The organism is Streptomyces sclerotialus (assembly GCF_040907265.1).
Taxonomy (GTDB): Bacteria; Actinomycetota; Actinomycetes; order Streptomycetales; family Streptomycetaceae; genus Streptomyces; species Streptomyces sclerotialus.
In genome coordinates this window covers 3,954,993-3,977,595 of sequence record NZ_JBFOHP010000002.1, presented here as the reverse complement: position 1 = coordinate 3,977,595, position 22,603 = coordinate 3,954,993, and the positions used below count along the sequence as shown (strand labels likewise).

The 22,603-nt window shown below is 72.1% G+C and carries 25 protein-coding genes; 11 read left to right on the top strand and 14 right to left on the bottom strand.

Going from position 1 to position 22,603, the window contains the following annotated elements; genetic code table 11:
* Positions 1-26: 26 nt before the first annotated feature.
* Positions 27-773 carry an ANTAR domain-containing protein gene (locus AAC944_RS17710; protein ID WP_078888788.1) on the top strand — a complete coding sequence of 249 codons (747 nt, stop codon included), beginning with the start codon at positions 27-29 and terminating at the stop codon, positions 771-773.
* Positions 774-841: 68 nt separating this feature from the next.
* On the opposite strand, the gene AAC944_RS17705 is transcribed toward AAC944_RS17710, so the two are convergent.
* The 5 genes from AAC944_RS17705 to AAC944_RS17685 form a co-directional block, all read right to left on the bottom strand.
* Entirely contained in the window at positions 842-1,282 is a 441-nt protein-coding gene (locus tag AAC944_RS17705) for a peptidoglycan-binding domain-containing protein (protein ID WP_368397221.1), read from the bottom strand.
* 82 nt (positions 1,283-1,364) lie between these two features.
* Positions 1,365-1,772, bottom strand: coding sequence for a VOC family protein (locus tag AAC944_RS17700; protein ID WP_030620266.1), 408 nt, complete (start codon positions 1,770-1,772; stop codon positions 1,365-1,367).
* A 209-nt stretch (positions 1,773-1,981) separates the two neighbouring features.
* Entirely contained in the window at positions 1,982-2,728 is a 747-nt protein-coding gene (locus AAC944_RS17695) for an SDR family NAD(P)-dependent oxidoreductase (RefSeq protein ID WP_030620263.1), read from the bottom strand.
* Between the two features lie 97 nt (positions 2,729-2,825).
* Positions 2,826-3,161, bottom strand: a complete 336-nt coding sequence (locus tag AAC944_RS17690) for a YnfA family protein (RefSeq protein ID WP_030620259.1) — start codon at positions 3,159-3,161, stop codon at positions 2,826-2,828.
* 76 nt (positions 3,162-3,237) lie between these two features.
* Positions 3,238-4,773 carry an FAD-dependent oxidoreductase gene (locus AAC944_RS17685; RefSeq protein ID WP_030620256.1) on the bottom strand — a complete coding sequence of 512 codons (1,536 nt, stop codon included), beginning with the start codon at positions 4,771-4,773 and terminating at the stop codon, positions 3,238-3,240.
* Between the two features lie 97 nt (positions 4,774-4,870).
* Between AAC944_RS17685 and AAC944_RS17680 the strand changes: the two genes are divergently transcribed.
* Positions 4,871-5,458: a TetR/AcrR family transcriptional regulator gene (locus AAC944_RS17680; RefSeq protein ID WP_030620253.1), complete on the top strand. Its 588-nt coding sequence runs from the start codon at positions 4,871-4,873 to the stop codon at positions 5,456-5,458.
* Positions 5,459-5,468: 10 nt separating this feature from the next.
* On the opposite strand, the gene AAC944_RS17675 is transcribed toward AAC944_RS17680, so the two are convergent.
* Both AAC944_RS17675 and AAC944_RS17670 read right to left on the bottom strand, forming a co-directional pair.
* Complete coding sequence (locus AAC944_RS17675; RefSeq protein WP_030620250.1) at positions 5,469-6,407, bottom strand: M56 family metallopeptidase; 939 nt, start codon at positions 6,405-6,407, stop codon at positions 5,469-5,471.
* A gap of 3 nt (positions 6,408-6,410) precedes the next feature.
* Positions 6,411-6,875, bottom strand: a complete 465-nt coding sequence (locus AAC944_RS17670; protein ID WP_037772840.1) for a BlaI/MecI/CopY family transcriptional regulator — start codon at positions 6,873-6,875, stop codon at positions 6,411-6,413.
* Between the two features lie 166 nt (positions 6,876-7,041).
* Here AAC944_RS17670 and AAC944_RS17665 point away from each other — a divergent pair, with 166 nt between their 5' ends.
* Entirely contained in the window at positions 7,042-7,809 is a 768-nt protein-coding gene (locus AAC944_RS17665; protein WP_030620244.1) for a hypothetical protein, read from the top strand.
* A 49-nt stretch (positions 7,810-7,858) separates the two neighbouring features.
* Complete coding sequence (locus AAC944_RS17660) at positions 7,859-8,122, top strand: twin-arginine translocase TatA/TatE family subunit (protein WP_030620242.1); 264 nt, start codon at positions 7,859-7,861, stop codon at positions 8,120-8,122.
* A 27-nt stretch (positions 8,123-8,149) separates the two neighbouring features.
* Here the strand turns inward: AAC944_RS17660 and AAC944_RS17655 are convergent, their stop codons facing one another.
* The 7 genes from AAC944_RS17655 to AAC944_RS17625 all read right to left on the bottom strand — a co-directional run bounded on the left by AAC944_RS17655 (position 8,150) and on the right by AAC944_RS17625 (position 14,778).
* Positions 8,150-8,605, bottom strand: a complete 456-nt coding sequence (locus tag AAC944_RS17655) for a tellurite resistance TerB family protein (RefSeq protein ID WP_030620240.1) — start codon at positions 8,603-8,605, stop codon at positions 8,150-8,152.
* A gap of 115 nt (positions 8,606-8,720) precedes the next feature.
* Entirely contained in the window at positions 8,721-9,755 is a 1,035-nt protein-coding gene (locus AAC944_RS17650) for a sporulation protein (RefSeq protein ID WP_030620237.1), read from the bottom strand.
* 125 nt (positions 9,756-9,880) lie between these two features.
* Positions 9,881-10,612 carry an ANTAR domain-containing protein gene (locus AAC944_RS17645; RefSeq protein WP_030620234.1) on the bottom strand — a complete coding sequence of 244 codons (732 nt, stop codon included), beginning with the start codon at positions 10,610-10,612 and terminating at the stop codon, positions 9,881-9,883.
* 56 nt (positions 10,613-10,668) lie between these two features.
* Entirely contained in the window at positions 10,669-11,514 is an 846-nt protein-coding gene (locus AAC944_RS17640; RefSeq protein ID WP_030620231.1) for an ANTAR domain-containing protein, read from the bottom strand.
* A 25-nt stretch (positions 11,515-11,539) separates the two neighbouring features.
* Positions 11,540-13,405: a CheR family methyltransferase gene (locus tag AAC944_RS17635; protein WP_078888787.1), complete on the bottom strand. Its 1,866-nt coding sequence runs from the start codon at positions 13,403-13,405 to the stop codon at positions 11,540-11,542.
* The gene (locus tag AAC944_RS17630; RefSeq protein ID WP_030620225.1) at positions 13,405-14,025 is read right to left on the bottom strand and encodes a chemotaxis protein CheB; all 621 of its coding nucleotides are present in this window, start codon (positions 14,023-14,025) and stop codon (positions 13,405-13,407) included. The genes AAC944_RS17635 and AAC944_RS17630 overlap by 1 nt, the downstream gene beginning before the upstream one ends.
* 141 nt (positions 14,026-14,166) lie before the next feature.
* Complete coding sequence (locus AAC944_RS17625) at positions 14,167-14,778, bottom strand: hypothetical protein (protein WP_078888784.1); 612 nt, start codon at positions 14,776-14,778, stop codon at positions 14,167-14,169.
* A gap of 125 nt (positions 14,779-14,903) precedes the next feature.
* Here AAC944_RS17625 and hemL point away from each other — a divergent pair, with 125 nt between their 5' ends.
* The 7 genes from hemL to ccsB all read left to right on the top strand — a co-directional run bounded on the left by hemL (position 14,904) and on the right by ccsB (position 22,600).
* A complete protein-coding gene (gene hemL / locus AAC944_RS17620; RefSeq protein WP_030620222.1) occupies positions 14,904-16,211 on the top strand; it encodes a glutamate-1-semialdehyde 2,1-aminomutase in 1,308 nt (435 codons plus the stop codon).
* Positions 16,208-16,918: a histidine phosphatase family protein gene (locus AAC944_RS17615; RefSeq protein WP_030620220.1), complete on the top strand. Its 711-nt coding sequence runs from the start codon at positions 16,208-16,210 to the stop codon at positions 16,916-16,918. The genes hemL and AAC944_RS17615 overlap by 4 nt, the downstream gene beginning before the upstream one ends.
* A 177-nt stretch (positions 16,919-17,095) precedes the next feature.
* On the top strand, positions 17,096-18,307 hold the full coding sequence (locus AAC944_RS17610; protein ID WP_030620219.1) for a polysaccharide deacetylase family protein: 1,212 nt from the start codon (positions 17,096-17,098) through the stop codon (positions 18,305-18,307).
* 57 nt (positions 18,308-18,364) lie between these two features.
* Positions 18,365-18,982 carry a TlpA family protein disulfide reductase gene (locus tag AAC944_RS17605; RefSeq protein WP_030620215.1) on the top strand — a complete coding sequence of 206 codons (618 nt, stop codon included), beginning with the start codon at positions 18,365-18,367 and terminating at the stop codon, positions 18,980-18,982.
* A 10-nt stretch (positions 18,983-18,992) separates the two neighbouring features.
* A complete protein-coding gene (locus AAC944_RS17600; RefSeq protein WP_030620213.1) occupies positions 18,993-19,757 on the top strand; it encodes a cytochrome c biogenesis CcdA family protein in 765 nt (254 codons plus the stop codon).
* 3 nt (positions 19,758-19,760) lie between these two features.
* Positions 19,761-21,515 (top strand): cytochrome c biogenesis protein ResB, encoded by a 1,755-nt coding sequence (gene resB, locus AAC944_RS17595; RefSeq protein WP_030620210.1) that lies wholly within the window; start codon positions 19,761-19,763, stop codon positions 21,513-21,515.
* A complete protein-coding gene (gene ccsB / locus AAC944_RS17590; RefSeq protein WP_030620206.1) occupies positions 21,512-22,600 on the top strand; it encodes a c-type cytochrome biogenesis protein CcsB in 1,089 nt (362 codons plus the stop codon). Before resB ends, ccsB begins: the two co-directional genes overlap by 4 nt.
* The last annotated feature ends 3 nt before the right edge of the window (positions 22,601-22,603 follow it).

The following is a 22,603-nucleotide window of genomic DNA, read 5'->3' as shown; positions in this document are numbered from 1 at the left end:
TCCTGCACGCCTGACGCGGTGATTCGATGCCGACGACTCCCGAGGCCCCGGTCAGTCCGGAGATGACCGCTGTTCTCGCCATGGCCGCAACCGTCCCCCCTGGACTCGCGAAGGTGCCGGCGGACCGGTGCGCCGAGGTACTGGGCCTCACCGGCGTCACCGTCTCGGCGCTGACCCGTTCCCGGAGCCTCGAACTGATCTGGCACTCGCAGGCCGACATGCTCGGGGCCGCCCTGGAGGACCTGCAGTACACCCTGGGCGAAGGGCCCACCGTGGAGTGCGCCCGCCGCAACCGGGCCGTTCTCGTACCGGACCTCACCCGCACGCCCGACACCCGCTGGCCGGTGTTCGTCCCCGACGCCCTGCACGCGGGGGCCCAGGCCTGCTTCGCCTTCTCCTTACGGATCGGCGCCATCCAGCAGGGCGTCTTCGCCGGTTACCGGACCCGTCCGGGTTCGCTCACACCCCAGCAGTACCGGGACGCCCTCGCCTTCACCGAAACCGTCACGTTCCTGCTCCTGGGGACCGTGCCCGGGACCGACGGCCGGCGTGACCCGCTGACGGACCTCGCCACCCTGCACCGCGCGGAGGTCCACCAGGCCACCGGAATGCTCGCCGTCCGGCTGGCCATCTCCCTGGACGAGGCGCTGCTGGAGATCCGTACCGAGGCGTTCAGCAGCGGCCGTCCCATCCTGGAAGTGGCCCGCGAGATCATCGACCGCCGGGAGGACCCCGACCCCGAGGCCCCGGCCCCGTCCTCGGAGCCGGAGTGACGGCCGGAGTGACGAGAGGGCCGGACCCGGCGGGGTCCGGCCCTCTCGGTGTGCGGTGGAGCTGACGGTCAGACGGTCGGTGCCGGCTGCGCCGGGGACTGGACCGGGCCGGCCGGCAGGCCCGCCTGGTACAGGGCGAGCCAGGTGGTGGGGTTGACCACGCCGTTCGGGACGAGGTCGTGGTCGGACTGGAAGTGGGCCACGGCCGCCATGGTGTCGGCGTCGAAGGTGCCGCTGAGCTTGTTCCAGCCCAGGTACTGGCGGTTGGCCAGCAGGCACTGGACCTGGGAGACCTGGTCGCCCGCCGCGCCGAGGGCGACGGTGCCGCGGTCCTCGGAGAAGGCGCAGGCGGCGGGGGACTGCACGACGTTGTCACCCATGGCGGCGGAGGCGGGCGTGGCGAGCAGGCCGGTGGTCAACAGGCCGGCGCCGGCGGCCAGTACGGCCGCGCGCTTGACGGCCCTGGCGGACGTGCGGAAACGGGGGGTGGGGATGCGGAAAGTGCTCACGCGGGTCCCGTGCCCGGCGGGCGGAAAATCATGTGGCGTGATCGTTGTGGATCTTGTGAAGGTCCGTCGCGCGTGGTGTGCCCTACGCGTCCGCCGGGTACCAGCGCAGCTCCACGGTGTTGCCGTCGGGGTCCTGGACGTAGAGGGACTCCGCGGTGCCGCGGGCGCCGAAGCGCTTGCCGGGGCCGTCGACGACGGTGAAGACGCCGGAGTCGACGACCTGCTGCCAGTCCAGCGGCGCGACGACGAGGCAGAGGTGGTCGACGTTGGGGCGGGCCGCCGCGGGATCCTCGCCGGGGGCCGCGTCCGGGGCCCGTACCAGGTCGATGATGGTCGTCGGGCTCACCCGGACCGAAGGGAACGGCACCTCGCCGGCCCGCCATTCGTCCACCCTGACCGGTTCGAGGCCGAGCGGGCCGCAGTAGAAGTCCAGGGCGCGTTCGACGTCGGCGACGCTGAGGACCAGGTGGTCGAAGGCGGTGACGGTCACGGGCGCGTGAGTGCCGGGACGCATGGTGGTGCTCCTCTCCTGGGAGCGGCCCGCCCTTCCCTCGGAGGCGGGCCGCCGGTCCATGGCATGTGCTGACACCAGGAACGTAGCCGCGGTGCGGCGGCCCGCGCATCGGCCGTTCGGCCTCCGCCGAACGGGTGTGGCGCCCTGGCCGGGGCCCTAGGACCCTGGCCGGGGCGGAGCCCGGGTCAGCGTGCGCGGTGGACCTTGGTGTGGGAGGCCTGGGCGCGGGGGCGGACGACGAGGAGGTCGATGTTGACGTGGGCGGGGCGGGTGACCGCCCAGGCGATCGTGTCGGCCACGTCGTCGGCGGTGAGCGGCTCGGCGACGCCCTCGTACACCTTGGCGGCCTTCGCCTCGTCGCCGCGGAAGCGGGTGAGCGCGAACTCGTCCGTGCGGACCATGCCGGGCGCGATCTCGATGACGCGTACGGGCTGCCCGCACAGCTCCAGGCGGAGCGTCTCGGCGAGGACGTGCGCGCCGTGCTTGGCGGCCACGTAACCGCCGCCGCCCTCGTACGTGCCGTGGCCCGCGGTGGAGGAGACGACCACGACCGTGCCGTCGCCGGAGGCGGTCAGGGCGGGCAGCAGCGCCTGCGTCACGTTGAGTACGCCGAGGACGTTGACCTCGTACATCGCGCGCCAGTCGGCCGGGTCGGCGGTGGCCACCGGGTCGGTGCCCAGCGCGCCGCCCGCGTTGTCCACCAGGACGTCGCAGCGGTCCAGGGAGGCGGCGAAGGCGTCGACGGCGGCGCGGTCGGTGACGTCCAGGGCGTACGCCTCGGCGTGCGGCAGCTCTGCGGCCAGCGCTTCGAGGCGGTCCTTGCGGCGCGCGACGAGGATCATGCGGTAGCCGGCCTCGGCGAGCTTCCGGGCGGTCGCGGCACCGATGCCGCTGCTCGCTCCGGTGACGACGGCGGTACGGGCGGCGGTCATGAGTGCTCCTCGGCGTACGGGCGTACGGATGGACGAGTGGGCGGTGCGCGATCAGGATATGCGCGGCGGGCCGGGAGCCGGGCGGTCCGCCGGGCCGTCACCGCCCCCGCGGCGCGTACATGATCAGGGCCATGCCGGCCAGGCAGACCAGCGCCCCGGTGAGGTCCCAGCGGTCGGGGCGGTAGCCGTCCGCGACCATGCCCCAGACCAGCGACCCGGCGACGAAGACGCCACCGTACGCGGCCAGGATGCGGCCGAAGTCGGCGTCCGGCTGGAGCGTGGCGACGAACCCGTACGCGCCCAGGGCCAGGACGCCCGCGCCCGCCCACACCCAGCCGCGGTTCTCCCGTACGCCCTGCCAGACCAGCCAGGCACCGCCGATCTCCAGGAGGGCTGCGAGGACGAAGAGCACCACGGACCGGAAGATCGACATACCGGCAGCGTATGCCGACCTCCCGGACCGGAGCTGACGCGGACGCCCGCCCCCGGACCGGTACGGCTCCGGACGCTCACCCCCGGGCGGGCGCCGCGGCCGGTTCCTTCTCCGCCGGTCCCGTCCAGCGCAGCAGGGCCGCCGCCAGGCCGTCCGCACGCGCCGCGCGGTCCATGGTGTCCGTGGCCCAGGCGATGTAGCCGTCGGGGCGGACCAGCAGCGCGGTGCGCCGGTGGCCGCGCCAGGTGCCGTGCACGAGGCGGCTCGCGTCCCGGCCGCCCAGGTCGGGCGACTCGTACGCCGGGGTGATGAGCACGAAGCGGTTGCCGCGCAGCGCTTCGTGGAGGCGGCTGCCGTCGGCGAGGCGGATGTCGGGCGCGCGCCGGCCGGTCAGCGGGTGGTCGCCGAACCTGCGCCGGTAGGCGATGCCGATGCCGGAGATCTGCGCGAGCGCGCGGTGCGTCACGGGGGGTACCCGCTTCACGAGCTGTCCGGCCAGCGCGTTGGCGACGCGCCGCGCGCGGGTCTGGAGCAGGGCGAACCGGATGAGCGCGCCGCTGGAGCGCAGCACCGTGCGGCCCACCGGGTGGCGTTCGGCGTGGTACGTGTCCAGCAGGTCGTCGCCGGCCCGGCCGCGCAGTACGGCGATCAGCTTCCAGCTGAGGTTGGCGGCGTCCTGCAGGCCGGTGTTCATGCCCTGGCCGCCGGCCGGGGAGTGAACGTGCGCGGCGTCGCCCGCGAGGAACGCCCGGCCCACGCGGTACTCGGGCACCTGCCGCTCGTCGCTGTGGAAGCGGGAGGTCCAGCGGGCCTCGTGCATGCCGTAGTCGGTGCCGTGCGCGGCCCGGGTGAGCTCGCGGACCTCGGCCAGGTCCGGCGGCCCGCCGTCGGGGTCCTGCCGGGTCCGGTCCCAGGCGACCACCCGGAACAGGCCGTCGCCGATGCCCGCGATCAGGGCGAAGGCGTCGCCGTCGGCCTTGGCGACGAGCGGTGCTTCCGGCGCCTCGGTGAGCGTCACGTCGGCCAGTACGACCGACCGGATGACGGCCTTGCCGGGGAACGGCAGGCCGAGCGCCCGGCGGACGCCGCTGTGCACGCCGTCGGTGCCGGCCAGGTAGGACGCGCGGTACTCGCCCGTGGCGCCGTCGTCGGTGCGCACCGTGGCCGTGATGCCGTCGGCGTCCTGGCGGATCCCGGTCACCTCGGTGCCGTACGCGAACGTCGCACCGGCCTTGCGGGCCCGCTCCGCCAGCACCCGCTCGACCTCGAACTGCGGGGTGACCAGGACGTACGGGAAGCGCGTGCGCAGCACGGACGGGTCCAGCGAGACATCGCCGAACAGCTGGAGCGAGTCCACCGGCCGGCCGGTGGCGAGCACGTCCTCGGCCAGGCCGCGGGCGTCGAACTGTTCGAGGGTGCGGGCGTGCACGACCAGGGAGCGGGTGAGGTTGCTGATCCCGGGGGGCCGGCGCTCCAGCAGGGTGACGTCGAGGCCGGCCTCGGCGAGGTCGCCGGCGAGCAGCAGGCCGGTGGGCCCGGCGCCGACGACCAGGACGTCGGAGGTGGGGTGCGGGGCTGTCGTACGGGTGGTGGTGCCGTTGTCGCGGTTCATGGCCGCCTCCTGAGCCAACGCGTGTTGGTCAACGCTTGTTGGCAACGTACGGCGGCGGCTCTGGCGTGTCAACAGCTGTTGGCCTACGCTTGTTGGCATGGCTGACAGAGCCCCCTCCGAATCCCCGGCCCGCCCGCGCCGCTCCGACGCGACCCGGGCCGCGATCCTCACCGCGGCGCGCGACCGCTTCGCCGCCGAGGGGTACGAGCGCGCGACCATCCGGGCCATCGCCAGGGACGCGGCCATCGACCCGTCCATGGTCATGCGCTACTACGGCAACAAGGAGGGCCTGTTCGTCGCCGCCACCGAGATCGACCTGCGGATGCCGGACCTGACCGCGGTGGACCCCGCCGGGCTGGGCGAGCGGCTGGTCCGCCACTTCCTGGACGTCTGGGAGCACGACGAGCGGCTGACCGGGATGGTGCGGGTCGCCGTCACGGTCGAGGCGGGTGCCGAGCGGCTGCGGGCGGTCTTCCGCGACCAGCTGGCGCCGGTGATCGCGGCGGTCTGCCCGGTGCCGGACGAGGCGCCGGTGCGGGCCGCGCTGATCGGCTCGCAGATCATCGGCATGGCGATGGCCCGTTACGTCGTGCGCATCCCGCCCGCCGCGGCACTCGGTCATGACGAGGTCGTCGCCTGGCTGGCGCCGACGGTGCAGCGGTACCTGACGGCCGAGCGGCCCTGAGGCAGCCCGTTCACAGCGGGGTCGCGGCCTGGAGGACGAGGAAGAGCGCGACCGTGGCGTTGACGGAGGAGAGTGCCGAGGCGAGTGTGCCGGCCGCCGCGACGAGGGTGGCGACCCCGGCCGGGGTGAGCGCCGGAGGCAGGCTGCGGGCCGGCGGGCCGGGCCCGAGCAGCGCGGCCACCCGCCGCGGCACGGGGCCCGGAGCGGCGAAGGACGCCAGGCCCGCCAGCGGGGCGCGGCCGGCGACCAGGGCCGCCTTGCCCACCGCGCGGGCCGTCGCACGGCGGTCGCCGACCGCCCGCGCCGCCTCCTCGTCCGCCCAGCGTTCGGCGCAGAACTCCGTCGCCGTGCGCAGCGGCAGCAGGAACGGGTTGGCGCGGGCCGCGAGCTGCACGGCCAGCAGGTACCGGTGATGGCGGCCTGTCAGGTGCGCGCGCTCGTGCGCGAAGAGGGCCCGCCGCTCGCGTGAGTCCAGCCGCGCCAGCATCGCGGTGGAGACCACGACCCGGCCCGGCCGGGGGCGCCGGGACGGCAGCGCGTACGCGTACGCCGCGGTGTCCGGCAGGACCGCCACCCGCGAGCCGGGCAGCCCCGTCAGCGCGCGGCTCGCGCGGCGCCGTACGCGCAGATGGCGCAGGACCGTACGCCCGCCCGCCACGGCCACCGCGAACAGCGCGGGGATCGCGGCCTTGCCCGCGACCTCGTCGTACGGGACCGCGGCACGGACCTCCGGGTCGGACCAGCCGTCCGGCAGCGGGTTGCCGGGCAGCTGGGCGGTGCCGACGACCATGATCAGGCCCAGGCAGACCGTGCTGCACACGGCGAGCACGGCCGCGACGCCGGCCAGCAGCCGGGTGGCGCTGCGCGGGTGCAGATGCTGCTCGGCCAGGCGCGCGACCGGCCAGGCGGTGAGCGGGAGGACCAGGGGCAGGAAGACGAACACGCCCACCGGTCAGCCCTCCGGCGTCTGTTCCGGCGCGCCGGTCCCGTCGGCGGCGCCGGGGACGTCCGCCGCCTCGTGGAGCAGGCCGCGCAGCAGCCGCTCGTCGTCGGGGGAGAGGGCCGTGACGAAGCTGGCCAGCACCGCTTCCCGGTCGGCCTCCGCGTCCAGCACCCGGCGCATCCGCAGCGCGGCGAGCCCGGCCTCGTCGGACGCGGCCTGCCATACGAAGGCGCGGCCCAGGCGCTCGCGGGTGACGGCTCCCTTGGCCAGCAGCCGGGACAGGATGGTCATGACGGTGGTGTAGGCGAGGTCGCCGTCGAGACGTTCCTGCACCCAGGCAGCGGTCGCCGGGCCCGAGGACAGCCGCAGCACGGACAGGACCTGTGCCTCCAGCTCGCCCTGGCCGCGCCGGCGCCCGCGGGGGTCGCGCTCATGCCGTCCGTCACCCGCTCGCCGGCCCGCTCCGCGGTCCACTCCGCCGTCTCCCTCCGCCGCACCCCGCCCGCACGTGTGCTCGTACGTTCGGTGGAGCGGCCATCGTACTGACGGGAGCCCAGGGTGCACGCCTGCACGTCCCGCCGTGTTTCTACAGTGCTGTAGATTCAAGAGGCCATGGAACGGGGGCGGAAGCGGGGAAGCGATGGCAGGGTTACGGCGGGACGGCCTGCGGGCGCGGGACCAGGCGGACTTCGAGCGGCTGGTGGAGCGGGGGCTGAGTACCGGCGAGGTCGCGCGGGCGGTACGCGCCGATCCCACCGGCGAGCTCACCCGGAGCCTGCGCGACGGCGCCCTCGCCGAGGCCGCGCTGCTCGCGGCGGAGGCCGCACCGGAGTACCGCACCTACCTCGCGCTGCGGGAGGAAGCGGAGGGCGGCGCGGGCGGCGCCGGGACCGGTGACGCGGCGGAGCGGCGGGGGCGCGGGCTGCTGCCCCTGCTCGGCGTGCTCGTGCCGAGCCTGGCGGCCGTGGCGGCCGTCGTCTTCTTCCTGCTCGGCTACCTGCTGCGGCTGGCCGCCTCCCAGCGCCCGCTCGCGGACGCCCTGATCACGGCCGGGCAGGTGGCCGTGGTCCTCACGGCGGTGTCCCTGGCCTGCGGGGTGGCCGGGCTGCTGGGCACCGCCGCCCGGCACCGGGCGGCCGGCGCCGACGCGCCCGAAGAGCGGCTGCGGCGGGCGCGCGAGGCCTGGCAGCTGGCGCTGCTGGAGCGCGGGATCGTGCCGTACCTGGAGCGGCAGCTCCGGTCGGCGCCACGGCCCGGCCGGGACGGCACCCGGCCCCGGCTCGGCTACAGCAGCCCGGACTTCGCGGCACCCGACTACGCGAGCGGGGACTACGCCAGTGGGGACTACGCGAGCCCCGATTACGCGGGACCCGACTTCAGCGGCCCCGATTCCGGGCCGCGGCGCTGACCAGTACGCTCAGGGTGCCCTCCGCGCGGAGGGGGAAGAGAGGGCCGGGATGTTCGGGATCAGTGAGATCGCACTGCTCCTCATCGTTGTCATCGTGCTGCTCGCGGCCAAGCGGCTGCCCGATCTCGTACGGTCCGCCGGCAAGGCGACCCGCATCCTCAAGAGTGAGACCAGGGCGATGAAGGACGGCGTCCACCCGGACGACGACGGCACGCGCCCGCGGGTGATCCGCGCCCGTCCCGGTGACGTGATCAGTTCCCGCATCCAGGACGAGCCGTCCCGCGCGCAGGACGAGCCGGGGGCCCGCAGCTGACCGCCGCGGGCCGCACCCGGCCCCGCGTCACAGGTCGAACTCGGCCGGCGGGATCTCCAGCGCGAAGCACACGTCCCGCACGACGGCCTGCTCGGTCTTGTCGAAGTCGCCGTCCGCGCCGCCGATGACGATGCCGATCTGGATGACGGCCCGCGCCTCGGTCGGCTTCTTCTTCACCTTGCCGATCTCCTGCATCACGCTCACCTTGCCGAAGTCGAAGTCGGCGATGAGCTTGTCGAGGTAACCGTCGAAACGGCGCTGCAGGTCGTCCGCCGGGAAGTTCTGCAGTACCTCGTTCGACATGATCAGCTGGGCCACCCGGCGGCGCTCGGACGGGTCGATGCTGCCGTCCGCCGCGGCCACCAGCGCGCACATCGCCATGCTCGCGTCCCGGAAGGCGCCGCTCTTGAGGTCGTTCTTCTTCGCCACCAGCTGGGTCTGCATCGTCTGCGCCGAGTCCTTGATCCGGTCCCACAGAGCCATGTCGTTCTCCTCGTCATCCGTCGCTTGCGCGGGCTCACGCGAGCTGAAATCTACACGGGTGTAGAAGTTGACGGCGCGGGCCGGCCCAGGGGACCGGCCGCACCCCGCCCGGTTCTCAGCCCTCGTCGCCGCCGTCGTCCTCGTCCTCGAAGGCGTCACCGATCTCGTCGATCACCTCGGCCGCGACGAAGCCGCCGACGACACCGGCCGCCACACCCGCGGCGGCACCGGCCACGACGGCCCCGGTGCCGGGGCCGGAGCGGTGGTGTCCGTCGTGATGCCCAACGTGCCCGTGCGACGAATCGTGCCCGTGGTGCCCGTACGGGTCTCCGTGGCCGTACGCGTCGCCGTGGCCGTGGACGTACGGAGCGGCGGCGGCCTGCTGCCCGGCCACCTGGCGCACCCACGCGTCGACCTCGGCGTCCCAGTCCAGATGCGCGACGGCGTCATGGCTCACGGCGAAGCGGTGGACGGCGTCGCGGCCGCCGGAGAACAGCCCGCCGCGCTTGTCGGCCTCCAGGACCACCTCCAGGCCGCCGGGCGCCGCCAGGAAGGTCACCTCCAGCTCGTTCAGCGCGTGCGCGTACTGCGGCGCGGGGGTCAGCTCGATCTCCTGGTAGAAGGGCAGCCGCTGGCCCGTGCCGCGGATGTGGCCCAGCTCCAGGTCGGCCGAGCGGAAGCCGAAGCCGAGCCGGCCCAGCGCCTCCAGCACGGCCTCCTGCGCGGGCAGCGGGGCGACGGCCAGCGGGTCCAAATCGCCCTTGTCCTTCGCGCCCGCCACGGCCAGCTCGGTCCGTACGCCGAGCACAATGCCCAGCGACTGGCCGTACAGCTCGGTGACCGGCGTCTCCCAGGGCACGGTGACGGCGAACGGGACGCTCCGCCGCTCCCCTTCGGCGAGGCGGAAGCCGCCGCCGACGGTGAAGCGGTCGAAGGTCACGAACCCTTCGTGCTCGCCGTCCTCGTGCTCGGCCTCGACCCGCGCGACCAGTTCGAGCGTGAGGTGCTCGATGTCGAAGTCCGCGCTGCCGCCCTGCAGATGCACCTGTCCGGACAGCGTGCCGCCGGGCGGCACGGCACCGCCCTCCAGCACCGTGTCCACCGAGGGACCCCCTACGCCCAGGGCGCCGAGCAGCCGTTTGAACACCATCGCGGCGTCCACTCCTTCATTTGTCCTGTGGTTGACGTTGTCATCGATATGACAACGCGTCAGTGTGACAACTGCAGGAGTGGGTGCGGCGGTTCCCGGACAGTGCCGGGGAGTGTCCGGCCCGCTCAGTCGTCGAGGCCGAGCTTCAGCCGGCCCTCGACCACGTCGTGGGCGACATCGGTCAGCCGCCGGCGGTGGGTGCGGGCGTGGCCGCGCAGGAGAGCGAAGGCACCGTCCATGGAGAGATCGAGGCTGTTGGCGAGCACACCCTTGGCCTGCTCGATGATCACACGGCTGACCAGCGCGTGTTCCAGCTGCCCGGACAGGGTCCGGCTCTTCTGCAGTTCGTGTTCGCGTATCAGGGCGAGCGCGGTGAAGTCCGCCAGCGACTGGGCGAGCGTACCGGCCTCCTCGGACATCGGGGTGTCCTCCGCCGAGCTCAGCAGGACCAGCGCGCCCACGGGCCGCTCACGGGTCCGCAGCGGGTAGGCCGCGACGCGCGTGTACCCGAGCTCCAGCGCCCGGGGCGCGTACCGCGGCCAGCGCCGCATGGCGGCCTCGCTGTCGAACGCGGTGCAGGGCAGCGGCCGGCCGCTGCGGCGGGTGTCGGTACCGGGGCCCTCGCACCAGCGCAGCCCTTCCCGCTTCAGCTCCTGCGCGCTGTCCTCGGAGCCGGCGATCTGCGGTTCCGTACGGTCGTCCAGGGCCACCACCGTGCCGACCGCGTGCACGCCGAGCAGCTGGGGACCGCACCGCACGAGGGTGGTCAGCAGCTCGGGGGCCTGCAAGGGCGTGCCCGCGCTTCCTCCGGACAGTTGCACGAACACATCGGCGATCTTCTGTGCCGGTGTCGTCATGACGCCCCCTTCAGGCCAGTCGCAGCGCTCTGCGAACCTTGCGCCATCTTTGCCTCTCAGGCAAGGCGATACTCCCGATGCACGATCCGTCGCGCCATTTCATCGACGGGTACCCCTTCGGCATAGGCCCTTGCCTTGAGCATCGAGAGGGCGTCTCCGACGGCGCAGTGTTCCTGCACGGACAGCATGCCCGCCGCCTGGTGCACGGTGTCCCGGTGGTCCGTGTCCCCGTACAGCTCCGGGTCGGCGTCCGGGCCGAGCAGCACCGTACGTACCAGCGCCTCGGTGACGTCGGCGAAGACCGCGGCCGTGGCCGTACCGGGCCGGGGGTCGAAGACCGCCAGCGAGCCCAGGCATCCGTCGGCCGTCTCCAGGGGGACGGCGATCACCTCGCCGACGCCGAGCGCCGCGACGGCCGGGCCGTAGCAGGGCCAGCGCCGCTCGATGGCCGTACCCACCGCGGAGACGCGGCTGCGGCGGGCGGCGGCGTCCGTGCTCGGCCCCTCGCCGAGCACGAACTCCAGGTCCTGGGCGGCGCGGGCCCCCTCGTCGGACGCGGCCACCGCGAGCTGGCTGTGGTCGGAGCCGATCAGGGTGAGCGCGGCGCTGTTCGTGCCGCAGGCGTCCGCGACCACGCCCATGAAGAGGGGCAGCGGCTCGTGCGGCTGACGCAGGGCCGTCAGGCGGCGGGCGTACGCCTCCTGGAGCTCGGCCGAGGAGCGGTGGCAGTTGGCGGACCTGCGGTGGTTGGCTGCGATCTTCGCGTGGACCGACGACGGGTCCTGCTGGGCAAGGGCTTCCTGCTGCGCGGCCAAGACCTCCGCGCGGGCCGCGCGCTCCCGCGCCGTCGCGGCCCTCTGCCACGCGACCGCTGCGTCTCCGGACGGTCCTCCGGTCTCCATATACGCAGCCTACCGCCGCCCTCCCTCAAGAAGGGGAGGCGTTACGTACTTCTTCCATCAGCAGGACGACACCGCCGTTGTAGCCGTCGAACGGGGAACACGACACGGTGCAGTGGATGCTGCGGCCGATGCGGTTCACGGCCGGGAGGGCGAGGGGCCCCGTACGCCGGCCGTCGGACAGGCACTCCTGGACCAGGGTGCGCACCTTCTCCGCGGGCAGCCCGAAGTCCAGCGAGAAGAAGAGCTCGTCGGCCACCTCGTCCGGGCGCAGGCCCCACAGCTCGGCGGCGCCGCGGTTCCAGCTCTTCACCCGGGTGTCGCTGTCCAGGACCACCACGCCGGCCGCGATGCTGGTCAGCACCCCTTCGAGGAAGGCACGGGTCTGGTCCAGCTCTTCGGTGCGGACCCGCATCTCCTCGTTCATCGTCTCCAGTTCCTCGTTGCCCGCCTGGAGTTCCTCGTTCGTCGTCTCCAGCTCTTCGTTGGTGGACTGGAGCTCCTCGTTGGTGGTCTCCAGTTCCTCGATGCTGGACTGGAGCTCTTCGTTCGTCGTCTCCAGCTCTTCGTTGGTGGACTGGAGCTCCTCGTAGGCGGTCTCCAGGTCTTCCCGTACGCGCTTGACCTCCGACTTCAGCTGCGTGGCGACGGTGACGTCGGTGAACGTGATGTGGGTGGCGGCCGGCATCCCGTTGGAGGCCAGCAGCGGCTGGAGGAGGATGTCGAAGTACTGCACCTCCTCCCCGACCCGGCGCTCGGCACCGTTGACGCGCAGCGTCCGGCGTTCGTGCGTGGCCTGCTCGATCAGGGACCGCAGCTCGACCGGGCGGTAGGAGATCTCCAGGTCCTGGAACGGGCGCCCGATGTCGTTGGAGGTCAGCGCGAACTGCGTACGGGCGTGGTTGTTGATCATTACGACGGTGCCGTCGATGTCGACGGCGAGCGAGGGAGCGGGCGCCGCGTCCAGGATCAGGTCGCGCAGCTGGCGGTTGCGGGCGATGGAGTGCGTCTCGTTGCCGCCGCTCGGCCGGACCTTGACCGGGGCCGGGCTGTACGGCGGGCCCGAGTCGCCGGGACGGCGCCGGAACACGCGCTGCCGCATGCTCATGACCTCGAACCGGTCGGCGTCGTTCAGCAGCATCTCCGCCTTGCCCAGGAAGAGGTAGCCGCTCTCGCGCAGGGCGAAGTGGAAGCGGTCGATGATCTGGGTCTGCGCCTCGACGTTGAAGTACATCAGCGTGTTGCGGCAGACCAGGAGGTCCAGCCGGGAGATCGGGGCGTCACGCGTGATGTCGTGCCGGCCGAAGATCACCCGGCGGCGCAGGTCGGGGCGGAAGCTGTACTGCGCGCCGTTCTGCTCGAAGTACCGCTCCCGCAGCTCGGGTGGCAGCGACTCCAGCGACTTGGCCGAATACAGACCGGTCCGCGAGTCGCGCAGCGCCTCCTCGTCCACGTCGGTGGCGTAGATCTTGACGCGGTTGAGGGTCTCCTCCAGGCCCAGCGCCTCGGCGAACATCATCGCGAGCGAGTACGCCTCTTCGCCGCTGGAGCAGCCGGCGCTCCACACCCGGATCTCGTGGTCCGGCGCCACGTGGGCGAGCAGCTCCGGCAGCACCTCGTGCTGGAGGAACGTCCAGGAGTCCGGATCGCGGAAGAAGGAGGTGACGTTGATCAGGATCGTGTTGAACAGCGCGCCGAACTCGTCCGAGCTGGTCTCCAGCAGATCGCGGTAGTCGGCGTAGCTGTCGACGGAGACGTCGGCCATCCGCTTGCGGATGCGACGGCCGAGCGAGGACCGCTTGTATCCGGTGAAGTCGAAACCCCGGGCGTCTCTCAGAAAGCCGAGCAGCGACTCCAGACCCTCATCGGTCTCGCCTTGCCGCGTGTCAGCCATCATTGCCTCTTGGTTTCGACCAGGCCACGGACCACCGTGGCGATTTCCTCCAGAGGTAGCACGAAGTCCGCCTGTCCCGTGTCCACGGCTGCCTCTGGCATACCACTGAATTCTGCCGTGTGGGGATCCTGGGCGATGACGGTGCCACCGTGTGACTTCACCGCGACGGCTCCCTGCGAACCGTCGCGGCCGGTACCGGTGAGGACACAGACGATGGCGCGCGGGCCGTATGCCGTGGCCACCGACTCGAAGAGCCGGTCCGCAGCGGGCCGCACGAAGTGCACCGGCGCGCTGCGGGAGAGCGTCAGCACGCCCTCGGTGCTGACGAGCAGGTGATGATCGGGCGGGGCGATGTGGACGGTGCCGGCCTGTACCTGATCGTTGTCCTTCGCCAGCTCGACGGTGAGCCCCGAGCGGCGGGCGAGCAGTTCTGCGAGGACCGTCTCGTGCCGGGGGTCGAGGTGCTGGACGATCAGTACGGGTACGGGCAGGTCGGAGCCCAGCCGCTGCAGGAACATGCTCAATGCGCGGATGCCGCCGGCTGAGCAGGCGACCGCCACGATGGCGAAGTGGTCCGGCGCGGACTGGGCATGGTCCGGAGCGGGCGCGTCTGCCGTCACACAGATGAGCCTAGTCGACCTGGCGCGCCGTGGGACGGAGCGGAACCGCGGCAGTACCGGGCAGCCTGCCGGCGACGGGGAACCGTAGCGCCCGCCGCGCCTGGCCGGCACCTGCCGGGCGTCCGCTCCGCCCTCCGCCGGTCAGGGCCACACCAGGCAGTACGCCTGATGACCCGCCTCGTGCAGGCGGTGCGAGAAGTCCTGCCACTCGTGGAGGAGGCGGTAGACGGCGAAGGCATCACGCGGACCGCCGCGGTCGGGGACCGTGGACCAGATGAAGGCGGCGGCGCCCACCGATTCCTCGCCGACCCCGCGCAGCGGGTCGACGACCGTCATCGGGAGCTTGACCACGGCGTAGTCGGGGTGCAGGACGACCAGTTCGAGCGGCGGGACCTTGGACAGGGGTATGCCCTCGATGCCGGTCAGCACCATCGCCGCCATGGTCTCCGGCTTGATCTTCGTGAACATCCCGCCCATGCCGAGCTCGTCGCCGCCCAGCTCCTCGGGGCGCATCGAGATCGGTACCCGGGCCGCCGTGGCGCCGTCCGGAGCGCCGAAGTACTTGTACGTCACCCCCATGCGCCCGCCTCTGCTGCTGGTCCCGCTGTTGTTCCCCGCGCCGCTGGTAGGGGCGCCGCTGTGCTCCGCACGGTCCTGCTCGCCGCTGTACTCCGCTCGCCGGTGGCGGCCACGCCGGGCGCGCTCGGGGCCCCGGTCGTCGGTCCCTTCGCCCAGTTCGCCACCGCGATGCATATCTCCACCCGACCACTCGCAGCCTCAGCCGCGCAACCCGATCATCGTCTCAGAGACCTCCCCCGTCACCGGCGTGTGAAACGCCCGGCCGCGCGCCCCCGTGCGCCTCTGAGACCATTGCTTGCGTGACTCACTCGTACGATGCCCCAGTTTCGCAGACGCTCTTCGACCGCGCGGCCGTCGTGACGCCCGGCGGCGTGAACTCCCCCGTGCGCGCGTTCCGCGCCGTGGGCGGTACGCCCCGGTTCATGGTGTCCGGTACCGGTCCGTACCTCACCGATGCCGACGGCCGTGAGTACGTCGACCTCGTGTGCTCGTGGGGGCCGATGATCCTCGGTCATTCGCACCCCCAGGTCATCCAGGCCGTCCAGGACGCCGTCGCGCGCGGCCTGTCCTTCGGCACGCCGGGCGCCGGCGAGGTCGAGCTCGCCGAGGAGATCGTGCGCCGGATCGAGCCGGTCGAGCAGGTCCGCCTGGTCTCCTCCGGCACGGAGGCCACCATGTCGGCGATCCGGCTGGCCCGCGGCTTCACCGGCCGGCCCAAGGTGATCAAGTTCGCCGGCTGCTACCACGGGCACGTCGACGCGCTGCTGGCCGCGGCCGGCTCGGGCGTGGCGACCTTCGGGCTGCCCGACACGCCGGGCGTCACCGGCGCGCAGGCCGGTGACACGATCGTGCTGCCGTACAACGACATCGAGGCCGTGCGCGCCGCGTTCGCCGCGCACGAAGGCCAGATCGCCTGTGTGATCACCGAGGCGTCGCCCGGCAACATGGGCGTGGTCCCGCCGCTGCCGGGCTTCAACCAGGGCCTGAAGGACCTCTGCACGGAGAACGGCGCGCTCTACATCTCCGACGAGGTCATGACCGGCTTCCGCGTGTCCAAGGCCGGCTGGTACGGCATCGACGGGGTCCGCCCCGACCTGATGACCTTCGGCAAGGTCATGGGCGGCGGCTTCCCGGCCGCGGCGTTCGGCGGCCGCGCCGACGTGATGGCCCACCTCGCCCCGGCCGGCCCGGTCTACCAGGCGGGCACCCTCTCCGGGAACCCGATCGCCACGGCCGCCGGCGTCACCCAGCTGCGGCTGCTGGACGACGCCGCGTACGAGAAGGTCGACGCGGTCTCCGCCGAGCTGCGCGGGCTGGTCTCCGAGGCGCTGACGAAGGAGGGCGTGGCGCACCGCGTCCAGGTCGCGGGCAACATGTTCTCGGTCTTCTTCTCCGACGAGGACGTCACCGACTACGAGAAGGCCAAGGCGCAGGAGTCCTTCCGCTTCACGCCCTTCTTCCACTCGATGCTCTCCCAGGGCGTCTACCTCCCGCCGTCCGCCTTCGAGTCGTGGTTCGTCTCCACCGCGCACGACACGCAGGCCGTCGAGCGGATCGCGGCCGCGCTGCCGGCCGCCGCCCGGGCCGCCGCCGAGGCCACCGCATGAGCACGGGTGCCGAGAACGAGGACATCACCGTCGTCCACCTGATGCGCCACGGCGAGGTGCACAACCCCGACGGCGTCCTCTACGGGCGGCGCCCGGGGTACCACCTCTCCGACCTCGGCCGGCGGATGGCCGACCGGGTCGCCGAGCACCTCGCCGAGCGCGACATCACGCACGTCGTCGCCTCCCCGCTGGAGCGGGCGCAGGAGACGGCCGCGCCGATCGGCAAGGCGCACGGGCTGGACGTCGACAGCGACCCGCGGCTCATCGAGGCCGGGAACATCTTCGAGGGCAAGACCTTCGGGGTCGGCGACGGCGCGCTCAAGCGCCCGGGCAACTGGCGGTACCTGACCAACCCCTTCCGGCCGTCCTGGGGCGAGCCGTACATCGAGCAGGTCGTGCGGATGATGGCGGCGCTCGGCGCGGCCCGCGACGCGGCGCGCGGCCACGAGGCGGTGGCGGTCAGCCACCAGCTGCCGATCTGGATCGTGCGCAGCTTCGCCGAGCGGCGCCGGCTGTGGCACGACCCGCGCAAGCGGCAGTGCACCCTCGCCTCGCTGACGTCCTTCACCTTCCACGGTGACCGGATCGTCTCGGTCGGTTACACCGAGCCCGCGCTCGACCTGGTGCCGGAGCACCTGCGCGCCGGGGCCCAGCCGCGGTTCGGCCGGGGCTCCGTGAAGGGCCGGCCGAAGGCGGCCGGCGCCTGATCCCGCCGGCGGTACGTACGGGCGGCTGTCCGTACGTACCGCCGTGGCGTCCGTCCGTAGCGCCGTAGATATATGCGAGCGCGCCGGAACCCCGGCGCCTGTCCCGCCCTCTTACCGGATGTCCGTATATACGGGCGTTGAGTACGGCGAATCACGGTAAGTGCGGACGGGAACGGTATGAGCGCGATCAGTCGGCGGAACCTGCTGGGCATCGGAGCGGGGGCGGCCGCCGCGATCGGGCTCGCGGGCTGCGGCACCGCACGGCCCGGCGACGCCGCCGGGAAGAAGACCGTACGGGCCCGCCCGAAGCCGATCGGTGACGGCTCGACCGCCGAGACCGGGCCGCAGCCCCACCAGCCCCCGAAGCCCGAGCCGCTGGAGCCGGGGCAGACCCCGCCGCAGTTCGTCGTCTTCTCCTGGGACGGCGCCGGCGAGGTCGGCAACGGCCTCTTCCCCCGCTTCCGCCGCCTCGCCGAGGACCACGGCGCGAAGATGACCTTCTTCCTCTCCGGCCTGTACTGCCTGCCGGAGGCCAAGAAGCACCTGTACCGCCCGCCGAACAATCCGGTCGGCGCCTCCGACATCGGCTACCTCACCGACGCGCACATCAAGGAGACGCTGCGCAACGTCCGGGCCGCCTGGCTCGAAGGGCACGAGATAGGCACCCACTTCAACGGCCACTTCTGTGCCGGCTCCGGCTCGGTCGCCCACTGGCCCCCCGCGCAGTGGCGCTCCGAGATCGACCAGGCCACCGACTTCGTGACGAAGTGGCGGACGTACACCGGCTTCACCGACGTCGAGCCGCTGCCCTTCGACTACCGGAAGGAACTCGTCGGCGGGCGCACCCCCTGCCTGCTCGGCCAGGACAACCTGCTGCCCACCGCCCGCGAGCTCGGCTGGCGCTACGACGCCAGCTCGCCCGGCGGCCGGCAGACCTGGCCCACCAAGAAGCGCGGCATCTGGGACCTCCCGCTCCAGCAGATACCGTTCCCCGGCCACTCCTTCGAGGTCCTCTCGATGGACTACAACATCCTCGCGAACCAGTCCGGGAACTCCACCCGGGCCCCGCGGCACAACTACCCCGGCTGGCGCCGGCAGGCCACGGACGCGTACATATCCGGCTTCCGGCGCGCCTACGAGACCAACCGCGCCCCCTTCTTCATCGGCAACCACTTCGAGGAGTGGAACGGCGGGATCTACATGGACGCCGTCGAGGAAGCGCTGAAGCACATCGCGGACGAGGGACACCGGGACGTGCGGCTGGTGTCCTTCAAGCAGTTCACCGACTGGCTGGCCGTGCAGGACCCGAAGGTGCTGGCCAGGCTCCAGGGGCTGGACGTCGGCGAGCGGCCGGCGGGCGGCTGGCGGCGGTACCTCGCGGCGGCCTGAGCCGCGCCGGCAGGGGGGTGCGGAAGATCCACAAAAGGCCCATGCGAAACTTTTCACATGAGTGCCTGCCGCGTCCCCCGCCGCCGCGTCACCCGCCGCCGAACGCTCCTGCCGGCCGCCGGCGTCGCGGCCGCCGCCGTGCTCCTGAGTGCCTGCGGATCAGGCGGTACGTCAGGGGGCTCGCAGCAGACCAAGTTCGTCCAGGGCAAGGACGGGATCGACACGGTCAAGCCGGCCGACCGGCAGCAGGCCCCCGACATCTCCGGCGAGTCCACCGAGGGCAAGCACCTCGACGCCGCCGACTACAAGGGCAAGGTCGTCGTCCTCAACATCTGGGGATCATGGTGCGCGCCCTGCATCGCCGAGGCCCCCAACTTCGCCAAGGTCGCGAACGAGACCAAGGACGAGGGCGTGCAGTTCCTCGGGATCAACACCCGGGACTCCAAGAAGACCCAGGCGGTCAGCTTCGAGGAGCAGCACAAGATCCCGTACCCCAGCCTGTACGACCCCATGGGCAAGCTGATGCTGCGCTTCCCCAAGGGCAGCCTGAACCCGCAGGCCATCCCCACCACCATCGCGATCGACCGCAAGGGCCGGATCGCGGCCCGCGCGCTCACCCCGCTCAGCGAGAGCGAGCTGCGCAAGATGATCGACCCGCTGATCGCGGAGAAGTGATCCTGTGAGCGTGCTCGCCGTAGCCGGCACCGCCCCGAACGAGACCGTGCTCTCCGGCGCCCTGCTGGTCGCCCTGCCGGTCGCGCTCCTCGGCGGCCTGGTGTCCTTCTTCTCGCCGTGCGTGCTGCCGCTCGTACCCGGCTACATGTCGTACGTGACCGGCGTCACGGGCACCGACCTGGGTGACGCCCGGCGCGGCCGGATGCTCACCGGCGCGGCCCTCTTCGTCGCCGGCTTCACCGTCGTCTTCGTCTCCGGCGGTGCCCTCTTCGGGTACTTCGGACAGACGCTCCAGGACTACAAGGACGTCATCTCCCGGGTGCTCGGCGCCCTGACCATCCTGCTCGGCCTCACCTTCATGGGCGTGCTGGGCCGCTTCGGGCAGCGCGAGTTCCGGATGCTGCACAAGCGCCCGGCGATGGGGCTGGTGGGCGCGCCCGTGCTCGGCGTGCTCTTCGGCGTCGGCTGGACGCCGTGCCTGGGCCCCACCCTGACGGCCGTGAACGCCCTGTCGTTCAACGAGGCCAGCGCCGGCCGCGGCGCGCTGCTGACCGTGGCCTACTGCCTCGGCCTCGGCCTGCCCTTCATCCTCGTCGCCCTGGCCTTCCGCAAGGCGCTCGGCGCGTTCGGCTGGGTCAAGCGGCACTATGTCTGGGTGATGCGGACCGGTGGCGGCCTGCTCGTCGTGATCGGCGTCCTGCTCGTCACAGGAATCTGGGACAGCATGATGTCCGCACTGCAGAGCTGGACCACAGGCTTCACCGTTGGGATCTGATCGATGACCGCCACGAACGACACCCGCGAGTCCGAGCCCGAGCTGGGCGCGGCCGGGTCCCAGCTCTCCACCGCACCGAAGGAAGAGATCACCCTGCCGTCCCTCGGGCCCCTCGGCTGGGCCCGCTGGTTCTGGCGCCAGCTGACCTCCATGCGGGTCGCGCTGATCCTGCTCTTCCTGCTCTCGCTCGGCGCCGTACCCGGTTCGCTGATCCCGCAGACCAGCATCAACCCGGTCAAGGTCGACGAGTTCAAGGAACAGCACGACATCCTCGGGCCGGTCTACGACAAGCTCGGGATGTTCCACGTCTACAGCTCGGTGTGGTTCTCCGCGATCTACCTGCTGCTGTTCATCTCGCTGATCGGCTGCATCATCCCGCGGACCTGGCAGTTCGTCGGCCAGCTGCGCGGCCGCCCGCCGGGCGCCCCGCGCCGCCTGACCCGGCTGCCCGCCTACGCCACCTGGCGCACCACAGCCGAGCCCGAGCAGGTCCTCGAAGCCGCCCGCCGGACGCTGAAGAAACGCCGCTTCCGTACCCATGTCGTGGGCAGCTCGGTCGCCTCCGAGAAGGGCTACCTCCGCGAGGCCGGCAACCTGGTCTTCCACATCGCGCTGATCGTGATGCTGGTGGCGTTCGCCGTCGGCCAGCTGTGGAAGTCCGAGGGCGGCAAGCTGGTCACCGAGGGGGACGGCTTCTCCAACAGCCTGACCCAGTTCGACGACTTCAAGTCCGGGTCGTTCTTCGACACCGACGACCTGGCGCCGTTCGGCTTCCAGCTCGACAAGTTCGTCGCCACCTACGAGCGCGGCGGGCCGCAGAACGGTACCCCGCGCGTCTTCCGTGCCGACGTCACCTACTTCAACGGTGCCGACGGCAAGGAGCACAAGACCTCGATCAAGGTCAACGAGCCGCTGGACATCGGCGGCGACCGGGTCTACCTGCTCTCGCACGGCTACGCCCCCGAGGTCACCGTCAAGGACGGCACCGGCAAGGTCGTCTACGAGGGCGCGGTCCCCTTCCTCCCGCAGGACCAGAAGAACTTCACCTCCAGCGGCGTGGTGAAGGTCCCCGGCGCGAAGACCAAGGACGGTAAGAAGAACCAGCTGGGCTTCCAGGGCTTCTTCGTCCCGACCTTCGGCGGCAAGGGCTCCGGCTCGATGTTCTCGGTCTTCCCGGCGCTGGACAATCCCCGGCTGACCCTCACCGCGTACCACGGTGACCTGGGCGTGGACTCCGGCCTGCCGCAGAACGTGTACCAGCTGGAGACCAAGAACCTGAAGCAGTACAAGAAGGACGGCCGGGCGGTCGCCCAGATGATGTCGCCGGGGCAGACGATGAAGCTGCCGAACGGTGACGGCAGCATCAGGTTCGACGGCGTCAAGCAGTGGGCCAGCTTCACCATCTCCCACCAGCCCGGCAACGGGCTCGCGCTGGGCGGCGCGGTCGCGGCCCTGCTGGGCCTGGCCGGCTCGCTGTTCATCCAGCGCCGCCGGGTGTGGGTCCGCGCCGAGAAGGGCCCCGACGGCGTCACCGTCGTGGAGGTCGCCGGTCTCGGCCGCAGCGAGTCCCCGAAGCTCCCCGAGGAGCTGGCGGACATCGCGTACGCCCTCCAGCCGGAAGCACCGCAGGCATCCGAGCCCGCGTCCGAAGAGCCCGAGGAGTCCGCACCCCAGGATTCCGCACCCGACGCAGAAGACTCCGCGGAGCCGTCCGACTCCGCCGGTAATGCTGATCCCTCCGAAGGAGCGCGCGCGTGAACCTCGCGGCCGCGGCCAACGAGAACCTGGCCAGTACCAGCAACACGCTGATCTATTCGGCGATGGCGATCTACACCCTGGCGTTCCTGGCGCACATGGCGGAATGGGTGTTCGGCAGCCGCAGCAAGGTGGCCCGTACGGCCGCCGCGCTCACCGCGGACAAACCGGCGGCGCCCGCCGTCACGGTGCGGTCCAAGGCCCAGGGCGGCGGCACGGCCGTACTGGACCGGCCCAAGGTCGTCACCCGCTCGGCGGCCGGCAGCCGGGACGTGCCCGACGGCCCCGGCGCGCACGGCGGCACCGAGAAGGGCGACCTGTACGGCCGGATCGCCATCTCGCTGACCACGCTGGCCTGGCTGATCCACGTCGGCGGCGTGGTCTCCCGCGCCCTGTCCGTGGAGCGTGCCCCCTGGGGCAACATGTACGAGTTCTCCACGACCTTCGCCGCGGTCGCGGTGGCCGTGTACCTGATCCTGCTGCTCGCCAGGAAGAACGTCCGCTGGATCGGCCTGCCGCTGATCACCACGGTCCTGCTCGACCTCGGCCTCGCCGTCTCGGTCCTCTACACCGCCAGCGACCAGCTCGTCCCGGCGCTGCACTCCTACTGGCTGTGGATCCACGTCAGCTGCGCGATCATCTCCGGCGCCGTGCTCTACATGGGCGCGGTCGCCACCCTGCTGTACCTCTTCCGCGACCGGTACGAGACCAAGCTCGCGAACCCCGCGGGCAAGCAGCCCGGCGCCTTCGCCAAGTCCGTGCTGGAGCGGCTGCCCGCGGCCGCCTCGCTCGACAAGTTCGCCTACCGCATCAACGCGACCGTCTTCCCGCTGTGGACGTTCACGATCATCGCGGGTGCGATCTGGGCCGAGGCCGCCTGGGGCCGCTACTGGGGCTGGGACCCCAAGGAGGTCTGGTCCTTCATCACCTGGGTGGCGTACGCCTGCTACCTGCACGCCCGCGCCACCGCCGGCTGGAAGGGCCGCAAGGCCGCCTACCTGGCCCTGATCGCCTTCGCCTGCTACCTCTTCAACTACTACGGCGTGAACATCTTCGTGACCGGCCTGCACTCCTACGCCGGAGTCTGACCG